Source organism: Asaia platycodi JCM 25414 (genome assembly GCF_000614545.1).
Lineage (GTDB): Bacteria > Pseudomonadota > Alphaproteobacteria > Acetobacterales > Acetobacteraceae > Asaia > Asaia platycodi.
The window spans coordinates 170,374-184,062 of the sequence record NZ_BAKW01000003.1 but is presented as its reverse complement, the minus strand read 5'-3'; the positions used below and the strand labels follow the sequence as shown (position 1 = coordinate 184,062).

Here is a 13,689-nt window from a genome sequence, read left to right as displayed (position 1 = left end):
GAGCCGCATCATGAATGATTTTCTGAAAATTTCCGGTCTCTGTGCGCAGATCGACGATAACGGAACCCCTAAGGAGATTCTGCGCGGTCTCGACCTCGAAGTCCCCAAGGGCCAGATCCATGCGATCATGGGGCCGAACGGTTCGGGCAAGTCGACGCTCTCCTACGTGCTGGCGGGTCGTGAAGACTATGAAGTCACAGGTGGCAGCGCCGAATTTCTCGGTGAAGACCTTCTGGCGCTTGAGCCTGAAGAGCGCGCAGCGCTTGGTGTGTTCCTGGCGTTTCAGGCGCCGATCGAGCTGCCGGGTGTGAATAACGCCAATTTCCTGCGTACCGCCGTCAACGCCGTGCGTCGCGCCCGCAAGGAAGAAGAACTCGATGCCGTGGGCTTCCTCAAGGCCGTTCGTGCCGAGACGAAGCACCTGCACATGTCTGACGACATGCTCAAGCGCAACGTTAATGTCGGCTTTTCCGGTGGTGAAAAGAAGCGCAATGAGGTGCTGCAGATGCGTATGCTGCGCCCGAAATTCGCTATTCTCGACGAGACGGATAGCGGTCTGGACATCGATGCGCTGCGCATCGTGGCAGAGGGTGTGAATAGCCTGCGTGGCCCCGATTTCTCGGCCTGATCATCACCCATCATCAGCGTCTGCTGGATTACATCAAGCCCGATCGCGTGCATGTCATGGCCAAGGGCAAGATCATTCATAGCGGCGGTGGCGAAGTGGCGCTCGCCCTTGAGGCGCAGGGCTATCAGCAATATCTCGAGGCGGTGGCATGAGCGGCGCGACCGCTATTTCTCCCGCGATCGACTCCTTTCTGTCGCGGGCGCATCAAGGCGAGGCGCGCAGCCTGTTGCAGCGTCACGGCCTGCCCCAGCGTCGCCTCGAGGCGTGGCGCTACACGCCCCTACGCGAACTCGACAAGACCGGCTTTGCCGCTCCTGAGGCCGTGTCGGCTGAGGACGCCAAGGCGCTCCTTGCTCGTCTGGCCCCTGAGGCGCTGGAAGGCCATCGCGTCGTTTTCGTCAATGGCGTTGCGGTCTCTGCCCTGACCAGCCTGCCGGATGCGGTCGAGACAACCGATCTGGCCGTGCCTCTTCTGGCCGATCGCCCCCTAAGCGTGCTCAATAACGCCATGCAGCAGCCTGGGCTCGCCCTGCGCGTGGCGGCGGGTGTGGATGCCGGGCAGATTGCGCTTGTTTCTCTGGTGACCAGTGCGAGCAAGGTTTCGACGCATCTTGCGCATCAGATCACGCTGGAGGCCGGAGCGAAACTGACGTTGCTCGATATCCAGTCGGGTGAGGGGGCGTATCTCGCTAATCCGAGCCTGACGGTTTCGGTGGCTGAAAAGGCGCATCTAACCCATCTGCGCGTGCAGCAGGACAGTATCGAGGCGACCAATCTCGCCTTGGTCAACGCGCAGATTGCCGAGCATGGCACTTATGACAGCTTCACCCTGACACTCGGGGCAAAGCTCTCCCGTCATGAAGTGCTGGCTCATCTGGATGGCAAGCATGCCATCGTGCATGTCAACGCGGCCCAGCTTCTGGCGGGCACGCAGCATGCCGATCTGACTTCGGTCATTACCCATGCCGCACCGGATTGCAATTCGCGCCAGACGGTGAAGAACGTGCTGATGGATGCAGGTCATGGCGTTTTCCAGGGCAAGATCTATGTCGATCGCGTTGCCCAGAAGACGGACGGCTATCAAATGAATCAGGCGCTTCTCCTGTCGGAGAAAGCACAGATCGACAGCAAGCCAGAGCTCGAGATCTACGCCGATGATGTCAAATGCAGTCATGGCGCGACGGTCGGCGCGCTCGATGACGAGCAGCTCTTCTATCTGCGTGCCAGAGGTATCCCGCATGCCGAGGCCCGCGCCATTCTGGTGCGCGCCTTCCTGCTCGACGCTTTGGCTCTGGTAACGGATGAAGCGGCTTACGCGCTGCTTGACCAGCGTGTCGAGGCCTGGTGGCAGAAAAGAGAGGCATGATGACCTCGAACAACGTTCTCGACCGCTTCGCGACGCTGCGCAGCCGGTTTCCGATCCTGTCGGAAACCGTGCATGGGCGTCCGCTCGTTTTTCTCGATAGTGCCGCCTCGGCGCAAAAGCCCGATTGCGTCATCGACGCCATGGCGCAGGCCATGCAGCACCAATACGCGAATATTCATCGCGGGCTGCACTGGATGAGCGAGCGCACGACCGAAGCCTATGAATCGGTACGCACGCAGGCTGCCCGCTTCCTGAATGCGCCTGATCGTCACGAGATCATCTTTACGCGTAACAGCACTGAGGCGATCAACCTCGTTGCGCATTCTTTCGGGGCGCTGCTCAGGCCGGGTCAGGCCGTTCTGATTTCCGAACTGGAGCATCACTCCAATCTCGTTCCCTGGCAGATGCTGCGTGATCGTGCCGGGATCGAGCTACGCGTCGCACCGATCACCGAGCAGGGCGATCTCGATCTCGAGGCCTATGAGGCCCTGCTCGAAGACGGGCGTGTCGGTCTTGTTGCCATCACCCATATGTCCAATGTGCTTGGCACCTTGACCCCGGCGAAAGAGCTGGCGCATATCGCCCATCGTCACGAGGCGCGTATCCTGTTCGACGGGTCGCAATCTGCGGTGCATCGTGCCATTGACGTGCAGGATCTGGACGCCGATTTTTTTGTCTGCACCGGGCACAAACTCTACGGGCCGACCGGCATCGGTCTGCTCTGGGGCAAGGCCGAGCTACTCGATGCCATGCCGCCTTTTCTGGGCGGTGGCGAGATGATCGAGAGTGTCAGCTTCGAGAAATCGACCTGGGCGAAAATACCGCATAAATTCGAGGCAGGCACGCCGCCGATCATCGAGGTGATCGGTCTGGGTGCAGCGCTCTCGTTCATGGAAGAGCTCGGTGCCGAGGCGATTACGGCGCATGAAGAAGCGCTGGTTGCCTATACCCGTGAGACGCTCGGTGCCTGCGAAGGCGTGCGTCTTGTCGGCGCACCGAAAGAACAGGGCGGTGTGGTCTCTTTCATTGTGGAAGGGGCGCACCCACATGATCTCGCAGTGCTGCTGGACCGCTTGGGTATTGCGATCCGCGCCGGACAGCATTGCGCTGAGCCCCTTATCCGCCGTCTCGGTCTTACGGCGACGGCGCGGGCGAGCTTCGGCGTTTACACGACACGTGACGATATCGATGCACTGGTCAAGGGCGTGTCACGCGCCCGGCAGATGCTGGTCTGATACAGGGAGGGCCTCTCATGACTGATGAAAACCATATCCTGACCAGACCGCTCGGCGCCTCGGCTGAAGATGGTGCCCCTGAGGCCGCGTCTTTGGGGGTGCCGGACGAAGATAGTGTCATTTCGGCTATTGCGACCGTTTATGACCCTGAAATTCCGGTCAATATCTACGAGCTCGGCCTGATCTATGCGATCGACCTGCATGATGACGGTCGGGTCGATATCGAAATGACCCTGACGGCGCCGAATTGTCCGAGCGCGCAGGAACTGCCTGAGCAGGTGCGCGAAGCTGTGGCGGCTCTGCCCGGTGTCAACAAGGCCAGTGTCGTGATCGTCTGGGATCCGCCTTGGGATATGAGCCGCATGAGTGACGATGCGCGTCTTGCGCTGAACATGTTCTGAACGGGGAAGAAAAGCCATGAGCGAGACACAGACCGCCCCATCGCCCGTCAAGCGGGCATTGCCGCCCCTGATGCAGATGACCGAGCGTGCCGCAAAGCGCCTGAAGCAGCTTTATGAGGGCGCCAATAAGGGGCAGATCCTGCGTATCGGCGTCAACACCCGCGGCTGTTCAGGCATGTCCTATGACATGAGCTTTGTCGAAAGCGCTTCGCCGGGTGATGAGAGCGTGACCGATCACGGATTACAGGTGCTTGTCGACCGCAAGGCCACGCTGTTTCTGATCGGGACGGTGATGGATTACGAGATCAAGGATCTCGAATCCGGCTTCACCTTCACCAATCCGAATGAAAAAGGCCGCTGCGGGTGCGGCGAAAGCTTTCACGTCTGACGACGTGAAAGCCTCTTTTTGCTTTTCGTGAAGCTCACCACGGCTTCGACTTCGGTCGACCACAGAAACTGGTCGATGACCGAGACAGACAGCACCTCGTAACCCGCCTTGGCCAGAAGTGCTGCGTCCTTCTGCAGCGCCTGCGGGTTGCAGCTGACATAGATGATGTCTTCCACGTCCGAGCGCGCGATATGATCCATCTGCGACAGGGCCCCTGCATGGGGCGGGTCGAGAACGATCACGCGTGCCTTCGCAAATTCCTTCGCGATCAGCGGCTGGCGTGTGAGATCGCGATGAGCCGTCTCGATACGCTGGCCGACCGCGCCCGATTTGAGCGCCGCGATCGCGTCATAATGGCCTTCATAGGCCAGAACGCGACCTTTTTGCGCGAGCGGAACGGTCAGCGTGCCGAAGCCGGCAAACAGCTCGATAATCGGATCGCGTCTGTTCAGGGCGGGTAGAGCCGCGAGCACGGAATCGGCAATGGCCGTTTCGCTCTGCTCGGTCGCCTGCAGAAAGCCGCCGGGCGGTGGCGTGAGCTTGACCGCACCGAAGGCGTGAAACACCGGGCCCTGCTGGGCAACGATTTCGAAGCCATCGGCTGGACGACGCTTCGATCGCCAGGAAATGCGTGGGATCTTGTGCGCACGGCCGAAGGCGGCCAGCTTGACCCGGTCGGTCGGGACCATCGCCGCATCAGTGGCGATCAGGAGATCCGGCCCGGAGCTATAGAGATTGATCTGCAGATCGCCGCCGCCCGTAACAGCACCAAGCGAGCCCAGAACCTCACGCAACGGATCGAGCAGCGCCAGAAGCGCGGGTTCGATCACGTGGCATTCGGTCATGTCCACTACGTCACCATGGCGGCGATGCAGCCCAAGGGCAATCTTGCCCGGCTGGCGCTGGAAGGCGAGATCGATCCGACGACGGCTTTCTGCTGGGACCTGCATCGACTCGAAGTACGGCAGCGTCTCGAATCCGGCACGAAGCAGGGCATGACGTACGAGACCGATTTTCCAGTCCAGCAAGGCAGGGCGTGCCGTCGTCTGCATCGCACAGCCGCCGCAACTCCCGAACAGGGAACAGACAGGGGTAACGCGGTCAGGTGAGGGGGCGACCAGATCGATCAGCTCGACATGGCGGGAGTCGTCATAACGTAGCTTGAGCGTGTCGCCTGGAACGGTCTCCGGAACGTAGGCGGCTTGTTCTCGATCAGAACAAGCCCGTCGCCATTCGCGCCGAAAGAGAGAACTTTCGTCTCGATAAGGGAGGCCATCAGAACTCAGACAGTGCCACGATGCTGGATCGGCCCGATCTGGTCGTCATTTTCAGCTCTCCGGTTGCGGCGGGGCAGAAGCATGAAGGCAGGTGTATCATGCCAAAGCCGGTGCGCGGAGCGTCGTGATCGAATGGCATGGTCGGCGCAATGGAGACACCGCTCGCCTCAGCCTTGTCACGGGGCTGTTGACGCGCCGTCTCGCTGGCCACACGCCGGTCACCACGGTCACCACGGTCACCACGGTCACCACGGTCACCACGGTCACCACGGTCACCACGGTCACGGTTCTCACCATGACGGTTCTGGCGTCCGTCACGCTCCTTGCCACGACGGTCGCGACGCTCGGGCTGTGCGCCTTCCTGCTCCGGATCGGCCCAGGGCAGGGTCTCGATTCCGTCAATCTCAATCATCGGAATCGGCGCGTGCTTCAGCTTTTCGATGGCTTCGGCCAGCAGTTTCTGACGCGGCGAGGCAAGGCTGAAAGCATGACCCGTCTTGCCTGCTCTCCCGGTGCGGCCGATGCGATGGATGTAATCCTCGGCATTGAAGGGCAGGTCGAAATTGAAGACATGCGACAGACCGCCGATATCGATGCCGCGCGCAGCGACGTCGGAGCAGACGAGAATCTGCAATTCGCCAGTCTTGAAACGCTCAAGCGTTTTGAAGCGCAGCGACTGCGCCAGATCACCGTGCAGATGGCCCACCGAGAAGCCGTGCTTGTGCAGGGATTTGTGGAGAACATCGACATCGCGCTTGCGGTTACAGAACACGATAGCGTTCTGAACATTCTCGCGCTTGAGCAGCTTGCGCAGAACGCGGCGCTTGTCGTGTTCGTCGACAACCAGCAGCGCTTCCTCAATGGTCGTCGCGACGGATGACGGGCGCGACACCGTGATTTCTTCCGGCAGATGCAGGAACTGATCGGCCAGAGTGCGGATTTCCGGTGCCATCGTGGCCGAGAAGAGCAGGGTCTGGCGATTGACCGGCAGCATTGAGACGATCCGCGTGATATCGGGGATGAACCCCATATCGAGCATGCGGTCAGCCTCGTCGATCACGAGAATACCGGTCTGGGTCAGAAGCAGGCCGCCGCGATCGAACAGGTCCATGAGACGACCCGGCGTGGCAATCAGGATATCGACGCCCTGGTTCAGCACGGCGCGCTGATCGGCCATGCTTTCGCCGCCAATAAGAAGCGCGTGGTTCAGACGCAGATGCTTGCCATAAAGGGCAAGGTTCTCGGCAACCTGGAGCGCCAGTTCGCGCGTCGGTTCCAGAATCAGCGAGCGCGGCATGCGAGCGCGGGCGCGCGAACCGGCGAGGCGCTCCAGCATTGGCAGGGTGAAAGAGGCCGTCTTGCCTGTGCCTGTCTGAGCAACGCCGAGCACGTCCTGACCCTTCAGCACGACCGGAATGGCCCGAGCCTGAATCGGTGTCGGATGTTCGTAGCCCATCTCTTCGATGGCGCGCATGATCGGCCCCGACAGGCCAAGCTCGGAGAAGAGCGGCTTGGGCGCCTCGACGATGGCTTTCATGGCCGGATCGGCTTCGGGCGCATTTCCAGCTTCTGCCACAGCCTCGGCAGCAGGAGCCGTCCTGGGCGACGGGCCACGCTTGCGGCGCCCGTGCTTCGCAGGGGCATCGGCTCCGGATGCAGGCTCGGCCTTCGCGGCTTCGACAACCGGCGCATTATCCTGCGCAGCGACTTTTTCAGCCGCGTCGCTCACTGCCTGGGTGCGGGTCTCAGCCTTGGTCGTGCTGCGCGGCGTGCGCTTGCGCGCTGCGGGTGGGGCAACGGCTTCGAGAACAGGGGCGGCGGGCTCTGCGGCCACTGGCTCGACCTTGGTGCTGACGCGGGTCTTGCGAGCAGCGGGCTTGGCCGCGACAGGTTTTTCGACCGGGGCTACGCTGCTGGCTGGCTTGCGACCGCGCCTGGGCTTTGGCATTTCCGCCGGGGCCGTGATTTCATTGGCAGCAGCTTCGCTCACGACAGCCGCAACGGGGTTCTTGCGCGGGCGACCGCGCCCACGCTTGACAGGCTGTTCTGTCTCGGTGGCAGCCCTGTTTTCAGGCTCGAGAGGCTTTTCTGCGACTGGCTTGGCAGCTGCCGTCCTGACGCGCGCGACCTTGGCGGCAGCTGGTTTCGGTGCAGTGACGCTGACCTGCGGCTTGCGGCCGCGCTTCGCCTTGGCCGGAGTTTCGGCGGCGGAAATCTCGGACTGGATGTCGCGCGGCGGCGCTTCCGCCACGGACTCCACCACACCATTCTCCGCCTTGGAAGAGGAACGTTTCTTGCGTGCGGGGGAGGTTTTTGCCGAACCTGCGGTCGATTTTGCGGTCAAACTGCTCTCTGATAACTATGGAGGTCTAGAAAAGATGCGGCGCTCAGGCATTGCCTCGCTGAAGCTGGGCAAGCGCAGAGCGGTGGCCAATCGCCCGTGCGTTATCTTGAAATACCGCAAAAGGCAAGATTTTCCGGCGCTTGGACACAATAACGCGCAGAATGACGCGTTTTTTCCTGACCTTGGCCGGATCGAGCGCGGGTAACGTCAGATATTGCCGCCCATGGCTGCGAAGAAAACGGTCAGGACACCGACTGCTACCATGACGATAACGCGCTGGCGCACCTTGGCGAAAAGCGCGGGCTGCGGGCGGATCGCCCGGCGGAGGGTCTGGAATGGACCGAAATATGCATTGACGAAAATGAGCGCCATGATCAGTGCGAGGCCCTGCATGATGTTGATCGGCAGGCTCATTGCGCCGAATCCCCCCATATGGAGCACCAGAAGCCAGCCTGTTACCAACGCTGTCGGCACGATATGCAGCAAGGCGCGGAAATAGCGGGCGATCAGCTGGATCTGCACGTTCTGACGCTGTGCCGGTTCGAGCAGGGCAACGGTGGAGCGACTGACTATCGCGGCATAGAGACCGCCGCCAATCCAGTAGGCCATGCAGAGCAGGTGCAGCGCGAGGATCACGCTCCAGAGAAACGGGTTCGACATGTCTTCTCCACCAGAGATCAGGTCCAGCATAGGATCGCGGCCTAAAAAGCGCGGGATCAGGAATACCGGAAGGTTGTGCGACGTTCCCTAGCAGTATGCGCGAAATCATCAACCACGGAGTGTAACGATCATGAAGCCGAGTCTGCGTTTTTCCCTGCCCACGCCGGCGCAATATGGGGTGATGGACGAGAAGGCGAGCGAGACGATCGGAATCGGCACGCTGATGGATCGTGCAGGCTGGACGGTCGCACAGGCAGTCAGGGCACGTTTTGCGCCGTGTCGCGTGCTTGTGCTGTGCGGTCCAGGCAATAATGGCGGCGATGGTTATGTGGCAGCGCGTTATCTCGAGCGTGCGGGCTGGCCGGTTCAGATAGCCTCGCTTGCGCCGCCCCGTCAGGGGAGCGCGGCATTCGAGGCATCGTCGCGCTATCGGGGGCGCCGAACGTCTTTCACGGCCGAAAATGCCCGTCGAGCCGATCTGGTGATCGACGCGGTTTTCGGCGCGGGGCTCGACCGACCGCCAGCGCCCGAGGTGATGCAGGTTCTGTCGGCGGCTCGTGTTCTGGTGGCTGTCGATCTGCCGAGCGCGGTCAGTGGCGCGACCGGGGCGGCTCTTGTACAGGGGCCGGATTACCGCATGAGCGTGACCTTCGTGCGGCCCAAGCCGGGTCATGTGCTTTATCCTGGCAGAGAGATTGGTGGTGAGCTTGTCTGCGCGGACATCGGCATGCCCGAGGCGTGCCTTGCCGAAGCTGAACCACGGATCTGGCTCAACAGGCCCGGTCTTTGGCATGTGCCTGCCATGAGCCTGAAGATCATAAATATCGGCGTGGTGTGGTGAGTCTCTGCGCTGGGCAAATCATGCCCGGCGCGACACGGCTGGCCGCCGCCGGGGCGCGGGCGAGCGGGGCAGGGTTGGTGCGTATCAGCGCCGGAGAGGGCGCCGCCGCCTATCGTCTGGGGGCGCCGGGCCTCGTGATCGATGACGCGCCGCTTCAGGTATTGCTCAAGGATGAGCGTCGCAAGGTCTGGCTCTGCGGCCCGGGTCTGACGGAGGACGAGGTAGCGGCGAGTCTGCCGCTTCTGCTTGCGGCCAAACGGATTGTTCTGGCCGATGCAGGCGCTCTGGGCTGGGCGGGTAATTGCCCTGAGAAATTGCGTGGTGTGTCAGTGATAACGCCTCATATCGGAGAATTTACCAAACTCTTCGGCGCTCCCGGTGACGATCTTGTCTCGGCGGCACGTGAGGCGGCAGAACGCGTGGGTGCTGTCGTGCTGCTCAAGGGCGCCGTCAGCGTGATTGCCGCTCCGGATGGTCGGGTCGCGCTCAACGACCATGCGAGCCCGTCATTGGCGACAGCCGGCTCGGGCGACACGCTGGCGGGGGTGATCGCGACGATGCTGGCAGCCGGGATGTCATCGTGGGACTCTGCCTGTGCGGGGGCATGGCTGCATGGCGAGGCCGGATTGAGGGCTGGGAACTGGCCGATTGTCGAGGCGCTGGACGCTCATCTGGGCGATGCACGTGCCAAGGCGATCGCGCTGGCTTGTGAAATCGAAAATCTTGCTGTAAAGCGGCGCGCTTGACGGTCCGGCTTCGGCTGGACTGCGTGTGCGGGCGTGGTGGAATTGGTAGACACGCCAGATTTAGGTTCTGGTGGCGCAAGTCGTGGGGGTTCAAGTCCCTCCGCCCGTACCAAAAATTTTCTCCTTAGTCGGGGCTTCCTGCCTTGCCTGTGCTGCGATGAAGCCGGGTGCAGGGCCCCGATGGCAACCCGGTCAATAGAGGATCGCCTGACAGATGCAGGTTACCCAAACGCAATCCGAAGGTCTGAAGCGCGGCTTTACCGTCACTGTGCCGGCTGGCGATCTGGAGGCGCGACGCGCCGCTCGTCTCGCCGAGCTCGGCCGCACGATCAACCTGCCCGGCTTCCGCCCCGGCAAGGTGCCCGCATCGCTCGTCAAGCAGCGCTATGGCGCCGCCCTGAATGGCGAGATCCTCGAGCAGGTCGTCAACGAGACCACCACCAAGGTGCTGGATGACAACAAGCTGCGGCCGGCTGTCCAGCCCAAGGTCGAGCTGGTTTCCGGTGGCGAAGGTGAAGGCGATCTCGAATTCAAGATCGAACTGGAAGTTCTGCCCGAAATCGCTGTTCCCGATCTTTCCGGTCTCGAGCTGACCCGTCTGACGGCCAAGCCTGCTGACGAGACTATCGACAAGGCTCTTGCAGAGCTGGCCAAGCGTCAGCGCAGCTTCGAGACGATCGAGGAAGACCGCGCAGCCCGCCAGGGCGACGTTGTCAACTGCGATTTCGTTGGCAAGCTCGACGGCACGCCTTTCGATGGCGGTACGGCGCAGGATGTCAATGTCGAGATCGGCGGCGAAGGCTTCATTCCCGGTTTTGCCGAGCAGCTCGAAGGCATGAAGGCCGGCGAAGAGAAGGTGATCACCGTCACGTTCCCCGCTGAGTATCAGGCTGCGGAACTGGCGGGCAAGGAAGCGACCTTCGACATCAAGGCGAATGCGCTCAAGACCCCGGTTGACCCGGCACTTGATGACGAGCTGGCCAAGAAAATCGGTTTCGAGAACATCGCTCAGGTGCGTGACATTATCGTCAAGCAGGCAGAAGGCGAATACGGCCAGCTTTCGCGTCTGCGCATCAAGCGCGAGCTGCTGGATGCCCTGTCGGGCAAGACCGCTTTCGAAGCGCCCGAGAGCATGGTCGAGAGCGAATTCGGCCAGATCTGGCAGCGCGTCGAGCAGGATCGCGCTTCGGGTGAAATGGACGAGGAAGACGCGGGCAAGGATGAAGACACCCTGCGCGCCGATTATCGCAAGATCGCGGAACGCCGCGTGAAGCTCGGCCTTCTGCTGGCCGAAATCGGTCGCACGAAGGAAATCACGGTCTCCCGTGAAGAGCTGATGCAGGCCGTTCGTCAGGAAGCCATGCGCTATCCGGGCCAGGAACAGGCCGTGTTCGAGTTCTTCAGCAAGAATCCGCAGGCGGCCGACGGTCTTCGTGGCCCGATCCTGGAGAACAAGGTCGTCGATTATCTGATCGAGCTGGCCAAGGTGACCGACAAGGAAGTGACGCCGGAAGAGTTGGCCGAGATTCCCCCGGCTGATCTCTGATCGCTTGATTCGCACCGCGACTCTTGGAGTCCGTTCGTTTTTTGACGGACGGGCTCTAGGCGTTCATGGTGGCCATACCAAGATGGAAGAAGTCACAAACCGGCCCGTTGAGGGCCGGTGGCAGTTAGGAACGGAAATGGCCATGAGGGATCGCGATCCTGTCGAGATCTTCAACAACGCGCTCGTACCGATGGTCGTCGAGCAGACGTCACGCGGCGAACGCGCTTTCGATATCTACTCCCGTCTCCTTCAGGAGCGGATCATTTTCCTGACCGGCCCGGTTTACGACCAGGTGGCCGCCGTCATCTCGGCGCAGCTTCTCTATCTTGAGAGCGTCAATCCGAGCAAGGAAATCTCTTTCTACATCAATAGCCCTGGCGGCGTTGTTTCAGCCGGTCTCGCGATGTACGACACCATGCAGTATATCCGCTGCCCGGTGAGCACCGTTTGCATCGGTCAGGCGGCTTCGATGGGGTCGCTGCTTCTCGCTGCGGGCGAAAAGGGTCGTCGCTTCTGCCTTCCAAATGCACGCGTGATGGTGCATCAGCCTTCAGGCGGCGCCCAGGGGCAGGCTTCGGATATCGAAATCCAGGCACGCGAGATTCTGGAAATCCGCAAGCGCCTGAACGAGATCTATCGTGGCCATACGGGCCGCACGCTCGAAGAGATCGAGCAGAAGCTCGAGCGCGATACCTATCTCTCGGCTGACGAAGCCAAGGAATTCGGTCTGGTCGACGAAGTCGTGCAGGCGCGTCCCAAGAGCATTTCCGAGCAGGGCTGAGCCTGCTCCCGGTTGTGAGGTCCGGCCCTCCTGCCGGACTTCACGCGGAGCAGGGGTGTTCCTGTCCCGCGAATGCCTTCAGGTATCTAATCATTGCCTCTTGCCGGAGGGGCTTGCCGGGCTCTCATCGCCTGGCTTAAGTTTGGAATTCCCCCTGTCGTGTCAGGTCGCATGGCCCAGCCGATCGGGGAGGAGGAGCAACGATGAATAACAAGACCGGCGATTCGAAAAACACCCTGTATTGCTCGTTCTGCGGTAAGTCGCAGCACGAGGTGCGCAAGCTCATTGCCGGTCCTACCGTCTTCATCTGCGATGAATGCGTCGAGCTGTGCATGGATATCATCCGCGAAGAACACAAGACGCATCTTGTGAAGTCGCGAGACGGGGTGCCGACTCCCAAGGAGATCTGCAAGGTTCTCGATGATTACGTGATTGGCCAGTTCATCGCCAAGCGCGCGCTCTCGGTGGCTGTGCACAATCATTACAAGCGTCTCGCCCATTCCCAGAAGAGCAACGATATCGAGATTGCAAAGTCCAATATCATGCTGATCGGGCCGACAGGTACGGGCAAGACCCTGCTTGCCCAGACGCTGGCGCGCATTCTCGATGTGCCCTTCACCATGGCCGACGCAACGACCCTGACCGAAGCCGGTTATGTGGGTGAGGACGTCGAAAACATCATTCTCAAGCTGCTGCAGGCGGCCGATTACAATGTCGAACGTGCCCAGCGCGGCATTGTCTATATTGATGAGATCGACAAGATTTCCCGCAAGTCAGACAACCCGTCGATCACGCGTGATGTCAGTGGCGAAGGCGTGCAGCAGGCCCTGCTCAAGCTGATGGAGGGCACGGTTGCTTCCGTTCCGCCTCAGGGTGGGCGCAAGCATCCGCAGCAGGAGTTTCTGCAGGTGGATACCACCAACATGCTGTTCATCTGTGGTGGGGCCTTTGCGGGGCTCGACAAGATCATTTCGGCACGTGGCAAGGGCTCGGGCATCGGTTTCGGTGCTGATGTGCAGAATCCCGATGACCGTCGCCTCGGCGCGGTGTTGCATGACGTCGAGCCGGAAGATCTGCTCAAATTCGGTCTGATCCCTGAGTTCATCGGTCGTCTGCCCGTCGTGGCGACACTTGAGGATCTGGATGAGGAGACACTGGTCGCCATTCTCTCCAAGCCCAAGAACGCTCTGGTGAAGCAGTATCAGCGTCTCTTCCAGATGGAAGGCGTGGCCCTGACGTTTACGGATGATGCGCTCACCCAGATTGCCCAGCGCGCCATTGCCCGCAAGACGGGCGCGCGTGGTCTACGTTCGATCATGGAGGCCATCCTGCTTGGCACGATGTTCGATCTGCCGGTCTCGATGGGGTCGAAGAGGTCGTCATCAACAAGGACGTGGCCGAGAACCGTGCAGCACCCGTCTATGTTTATGGCAACGGCAAGGCCAGTGAGCCTGCCGAGCAATCTGCCTGAGGGGC

General features: G+C 61.2%; 11 protein-coding genes, 1 tRNA gene and 3 pseudogenes. 11 read left to right on the top strand and 4 right to left on the bottom strand.

Translation table 11 applies throughout. The features are described 5' to 3' along the window. The first annotated feature begins 10 nt into the window (after nt 1–10). The 5 genes and pseudogenes from sufC (at nt 11) to JCM25414_RS04110 (ending at nt 4,018) form a co-directional block, all read left to right on the top strand. Nucleotides 11–780 (top strand): annotated as a pseudogene (gene sufC, locus JCM25414_RS16970) (Fe-S cluster assembly ATPase SufC). Next, a complete protein-coding gene (sufD, locus tag JCM25414_RS04125) occupies nt 777–1,994 on the top strand; it encodes a Fe-S cluster assembly protein SufD (RefSeq protein WP_025840814.1) in 1,218 nt (405 codons plus the stop codon). Before sufC ends, sufD begins: the two are co-directional and overlap by 4 nt. Beyond that, a complete protein-coding gene (locus tag JCM25414_RS04120) occupies nt 1,994–3,229 on the top strand; it encodes an aminotransferase class V-fold PLP-dependent enzyme (RefSeq protein ID WP_242403333.1) in 1,236 nt (411 codons plus the stop codon). Before sufD ends, JCM25414_RS04120 begins: the two co-directional genes overlap by 1 nt. 17 nt (nt 3,230–3,246) lie before the next feature. Then, nucleotides 3,247–3,630, top strand: coding sequence for an SUF system Fe-S cluster assembly protein (locus JCM25414_RS04115; protein ID WP_025840812.1), 384 nt, complete (start codon nt 3,247–3,249; stop codon nt 3,628–3,630). Between the two features lie 16 nt (nt 3,631–3,646). Next, nucleotides 3,647–4,018: a HesB/IscA family protein gene (locus JCM25414_RS04110; protein WP_025840811.1), complete on the top strand. Its 372-nt coding sequence runs from the start codon at nt 3,647–3,649 to the stop codon at nt 4,016–4,018. Here the strand turns inward: JCM25414_RS04110 and JCM25414_RS16965 are convergent. The 3 genes from JCM25414_RS16965 to JCM25414_RS16960 form a co-directional block, all read right to left on the bottom strand. Beyond that, nucleotides 4,009–5,070, bottom strand: a complete 1,062-nt coding sequence (locus JCM25414_RS16965; protein WP_242403332.1) for a class I SAM-dependent RNA methyltransferase — start codon at nt 5,068–5,070, stop codon at nt 4,009–4,011. The two genes, JCM25414_RS04110 and JCM25414_RS16965, sit on opposite strands and share 10 nt — an antisense overlap. Before the next feature lie 74 nt (nt 5,071–5,144). Beyond that, nucleotides 5,145–5,294 (bottom strand): hypothetical protein, encoded by a 150-nt coding sequence (locus JCM25414_RS24455; protein ID WP_242403331.1) that lies wholly within the window; start codon nt 5,292–5,294, stop codon nt 5,145–5,147. After that, complete coding sequence (locus tag JCM25414_RS16960) at nt 5,294–7,546, bottom strand: DEAD/DEAH box helicase (protein ID WP_408734865.1); 2,253 nt, start codon at nt 7,544–7,546, stop codon at nt 5,294–5,296. The genes JCM25414_RS24455 and JCM25414_RS16960 overlap by 1 nt, the downstream gene beginning before the upstream one ends. Between JCM25414_RS16960 and JCM25414_RS04095 the strand changes: the two genes are divergently transcribed. After that, entirely contained in the window at nt 7,521–7,844 is a 324-nt protein-coding gene (locus JCM25414_RS04095) for a hypothetical protein (protein WP_206777946.1), read from the top strand. The two genes, JCM25414_RS16960 and JCM25414_RS04095, sit on opposite strands and share 26 nt — an antisense overlap. Before the next feature lie 2 nt (nt 7,845–7,846). On the opposite strand, the gene JCM25414_RS04090 is transcribed toward JCM25414_RS04095, so the two are convergent. After that, nucleotides 7,847–8,329: a hypothetical protein gene (locus JCM25414_RS04090; RefSeq protein ID WP_242403330.1), complete on the bottom strand. Its 483-nt coding sequence runs from the start codon at nt 8,327–8,329 to the stop codon at nt 7,847–7,849. A 100-nt stretch (nt 8,330–8,429) separates the two neighbouring features. On the opposite strand from JCM25414_RS04090, the pseudogene JCM25414_RS16950 reads away from it, so the two are divergent. From JCM25414_RS16950 to clpX, 5 genes and pseudogenes are all read left to right on the top strand, one after another. Beyond that, nucleotides 8,430–9,886: pseudogene (locus tag JCM25414_RS16950) on the top strand (NAD(P)H-hydrate dehydratase). 27 nt (nt 9,887–9,913) lie between these two features. Continuing rightward, a tRNA-Leu gene (locus tag JCM25414_RS04080) sits at nt 9,914–9,998 on the top strand. A 102-nt stretch (nt 9,999–10,100) separates the two neighbouring features. Further along, nucleotides 10,101–11,432: a trigger factor gene (gene tig / locus JCM25414_RS04075; RefSeq protein WP_025840808.1), complete on the top strand. Its 1,332-nt coding sequence runs from the start codon at nt 10,101–10,103 to the stop codon at nt 11,430–11,432. Nucleotides 11,433–11,574: 142 nt separating this feature from the next. Next, nucleotides 11,575–12,213, top strand: a complete 639-nt coding sequence (locus JCM25414_RS04070; protein WP_035442620.1) for an ATP-dependent Clp protease proteolytic subunit — start codon at nt 11,575–11,577, stop codon at nt 12,211–12,213. A gap of 203 nt (nt 12,214–12,416) precedes the next feature. Continuing rightward, nucleotides 12,417–13,684 (top strand): annotated as a pseudogene (gene clpX, locus JCM25414_RS16945) (ATP-dependent Clp protease ATP-binding subunit ClpX). Nucleotides 13,685–13,689: the final 5 nt, after the last annotated feature.

Bases quoted from the DNA above. Each gene is read 5' to 3' on its own strand.
- JCM25414_RS04070 (WP_035442620.1), top strand. From the start codon at position 11,575: ATGAGGGATCGCGATCCTGTCGAGATCTTCAACAACGCGCTCGTACCG.
- JCM25414_RS04120 (WP_242403333.1), top strand. From the start codon at position 1,994: ATGACCTCGAACAACGTTCTCGACCGCTTCGCGACGCTGCGCAGCCGG.
- JCM25414_RS04095 (WP_206777946.1), top strand. From the start codon at position 7,521: ATGTCGCGCGGCGGCGCTTCCGCCACGGACTCCACCACACCATTCTCC.
- JCM25414_RS16965 (WP_242403332.1), bottom strand. From the start codon at position 5,070: ATGCAGACGACGGCACGCCCTGCCTTGCTGGACTGGAAAATCGGTCTC.
- JCM25414_RS04115 (WP_025840812.1), top strand. From the start codon at position 3,247: ATGACTGATGAAAACCATATCCTGACCAGACCGCTCGGCGCCTCGGCT.
- sufD (WP_025840814.1), top strand. From the start codon at position 777: ATGAGCGGCGCGACCGCTATTTCTCCCGCGATCGACTCCTTTCTGTCG.
- tig (WP_025840808.1), top strand. From the start codon at position 10,101: ATGCAGGTTACCCAAACGCAATCCGAAGGTCTGAAGCGCGGCTTTACC.
- JCM25414_RS04090 (WP_242403330.1), bottom strand. From the start codon at position 8,329: ATGCTGGACCTGATCTCTGGTGGAGAAGACATGTCGAACCCGTTTCTC.
- JCM25414_RS24455 (WP_242403331.1), bottom strand. From the start codon at position 5,294: ATGGCCTCCCTTATCGAGACGAAAGTTCTCTCTTTCGGCGCGAATGGC.
- JCM25414_RS04110 (WP_025840811.1), top strand. From the start codon at position 3,647: ATGAGCGAGACACAGACCGCCCCATCGCCCGTCAAGCGGGCATTGCCG.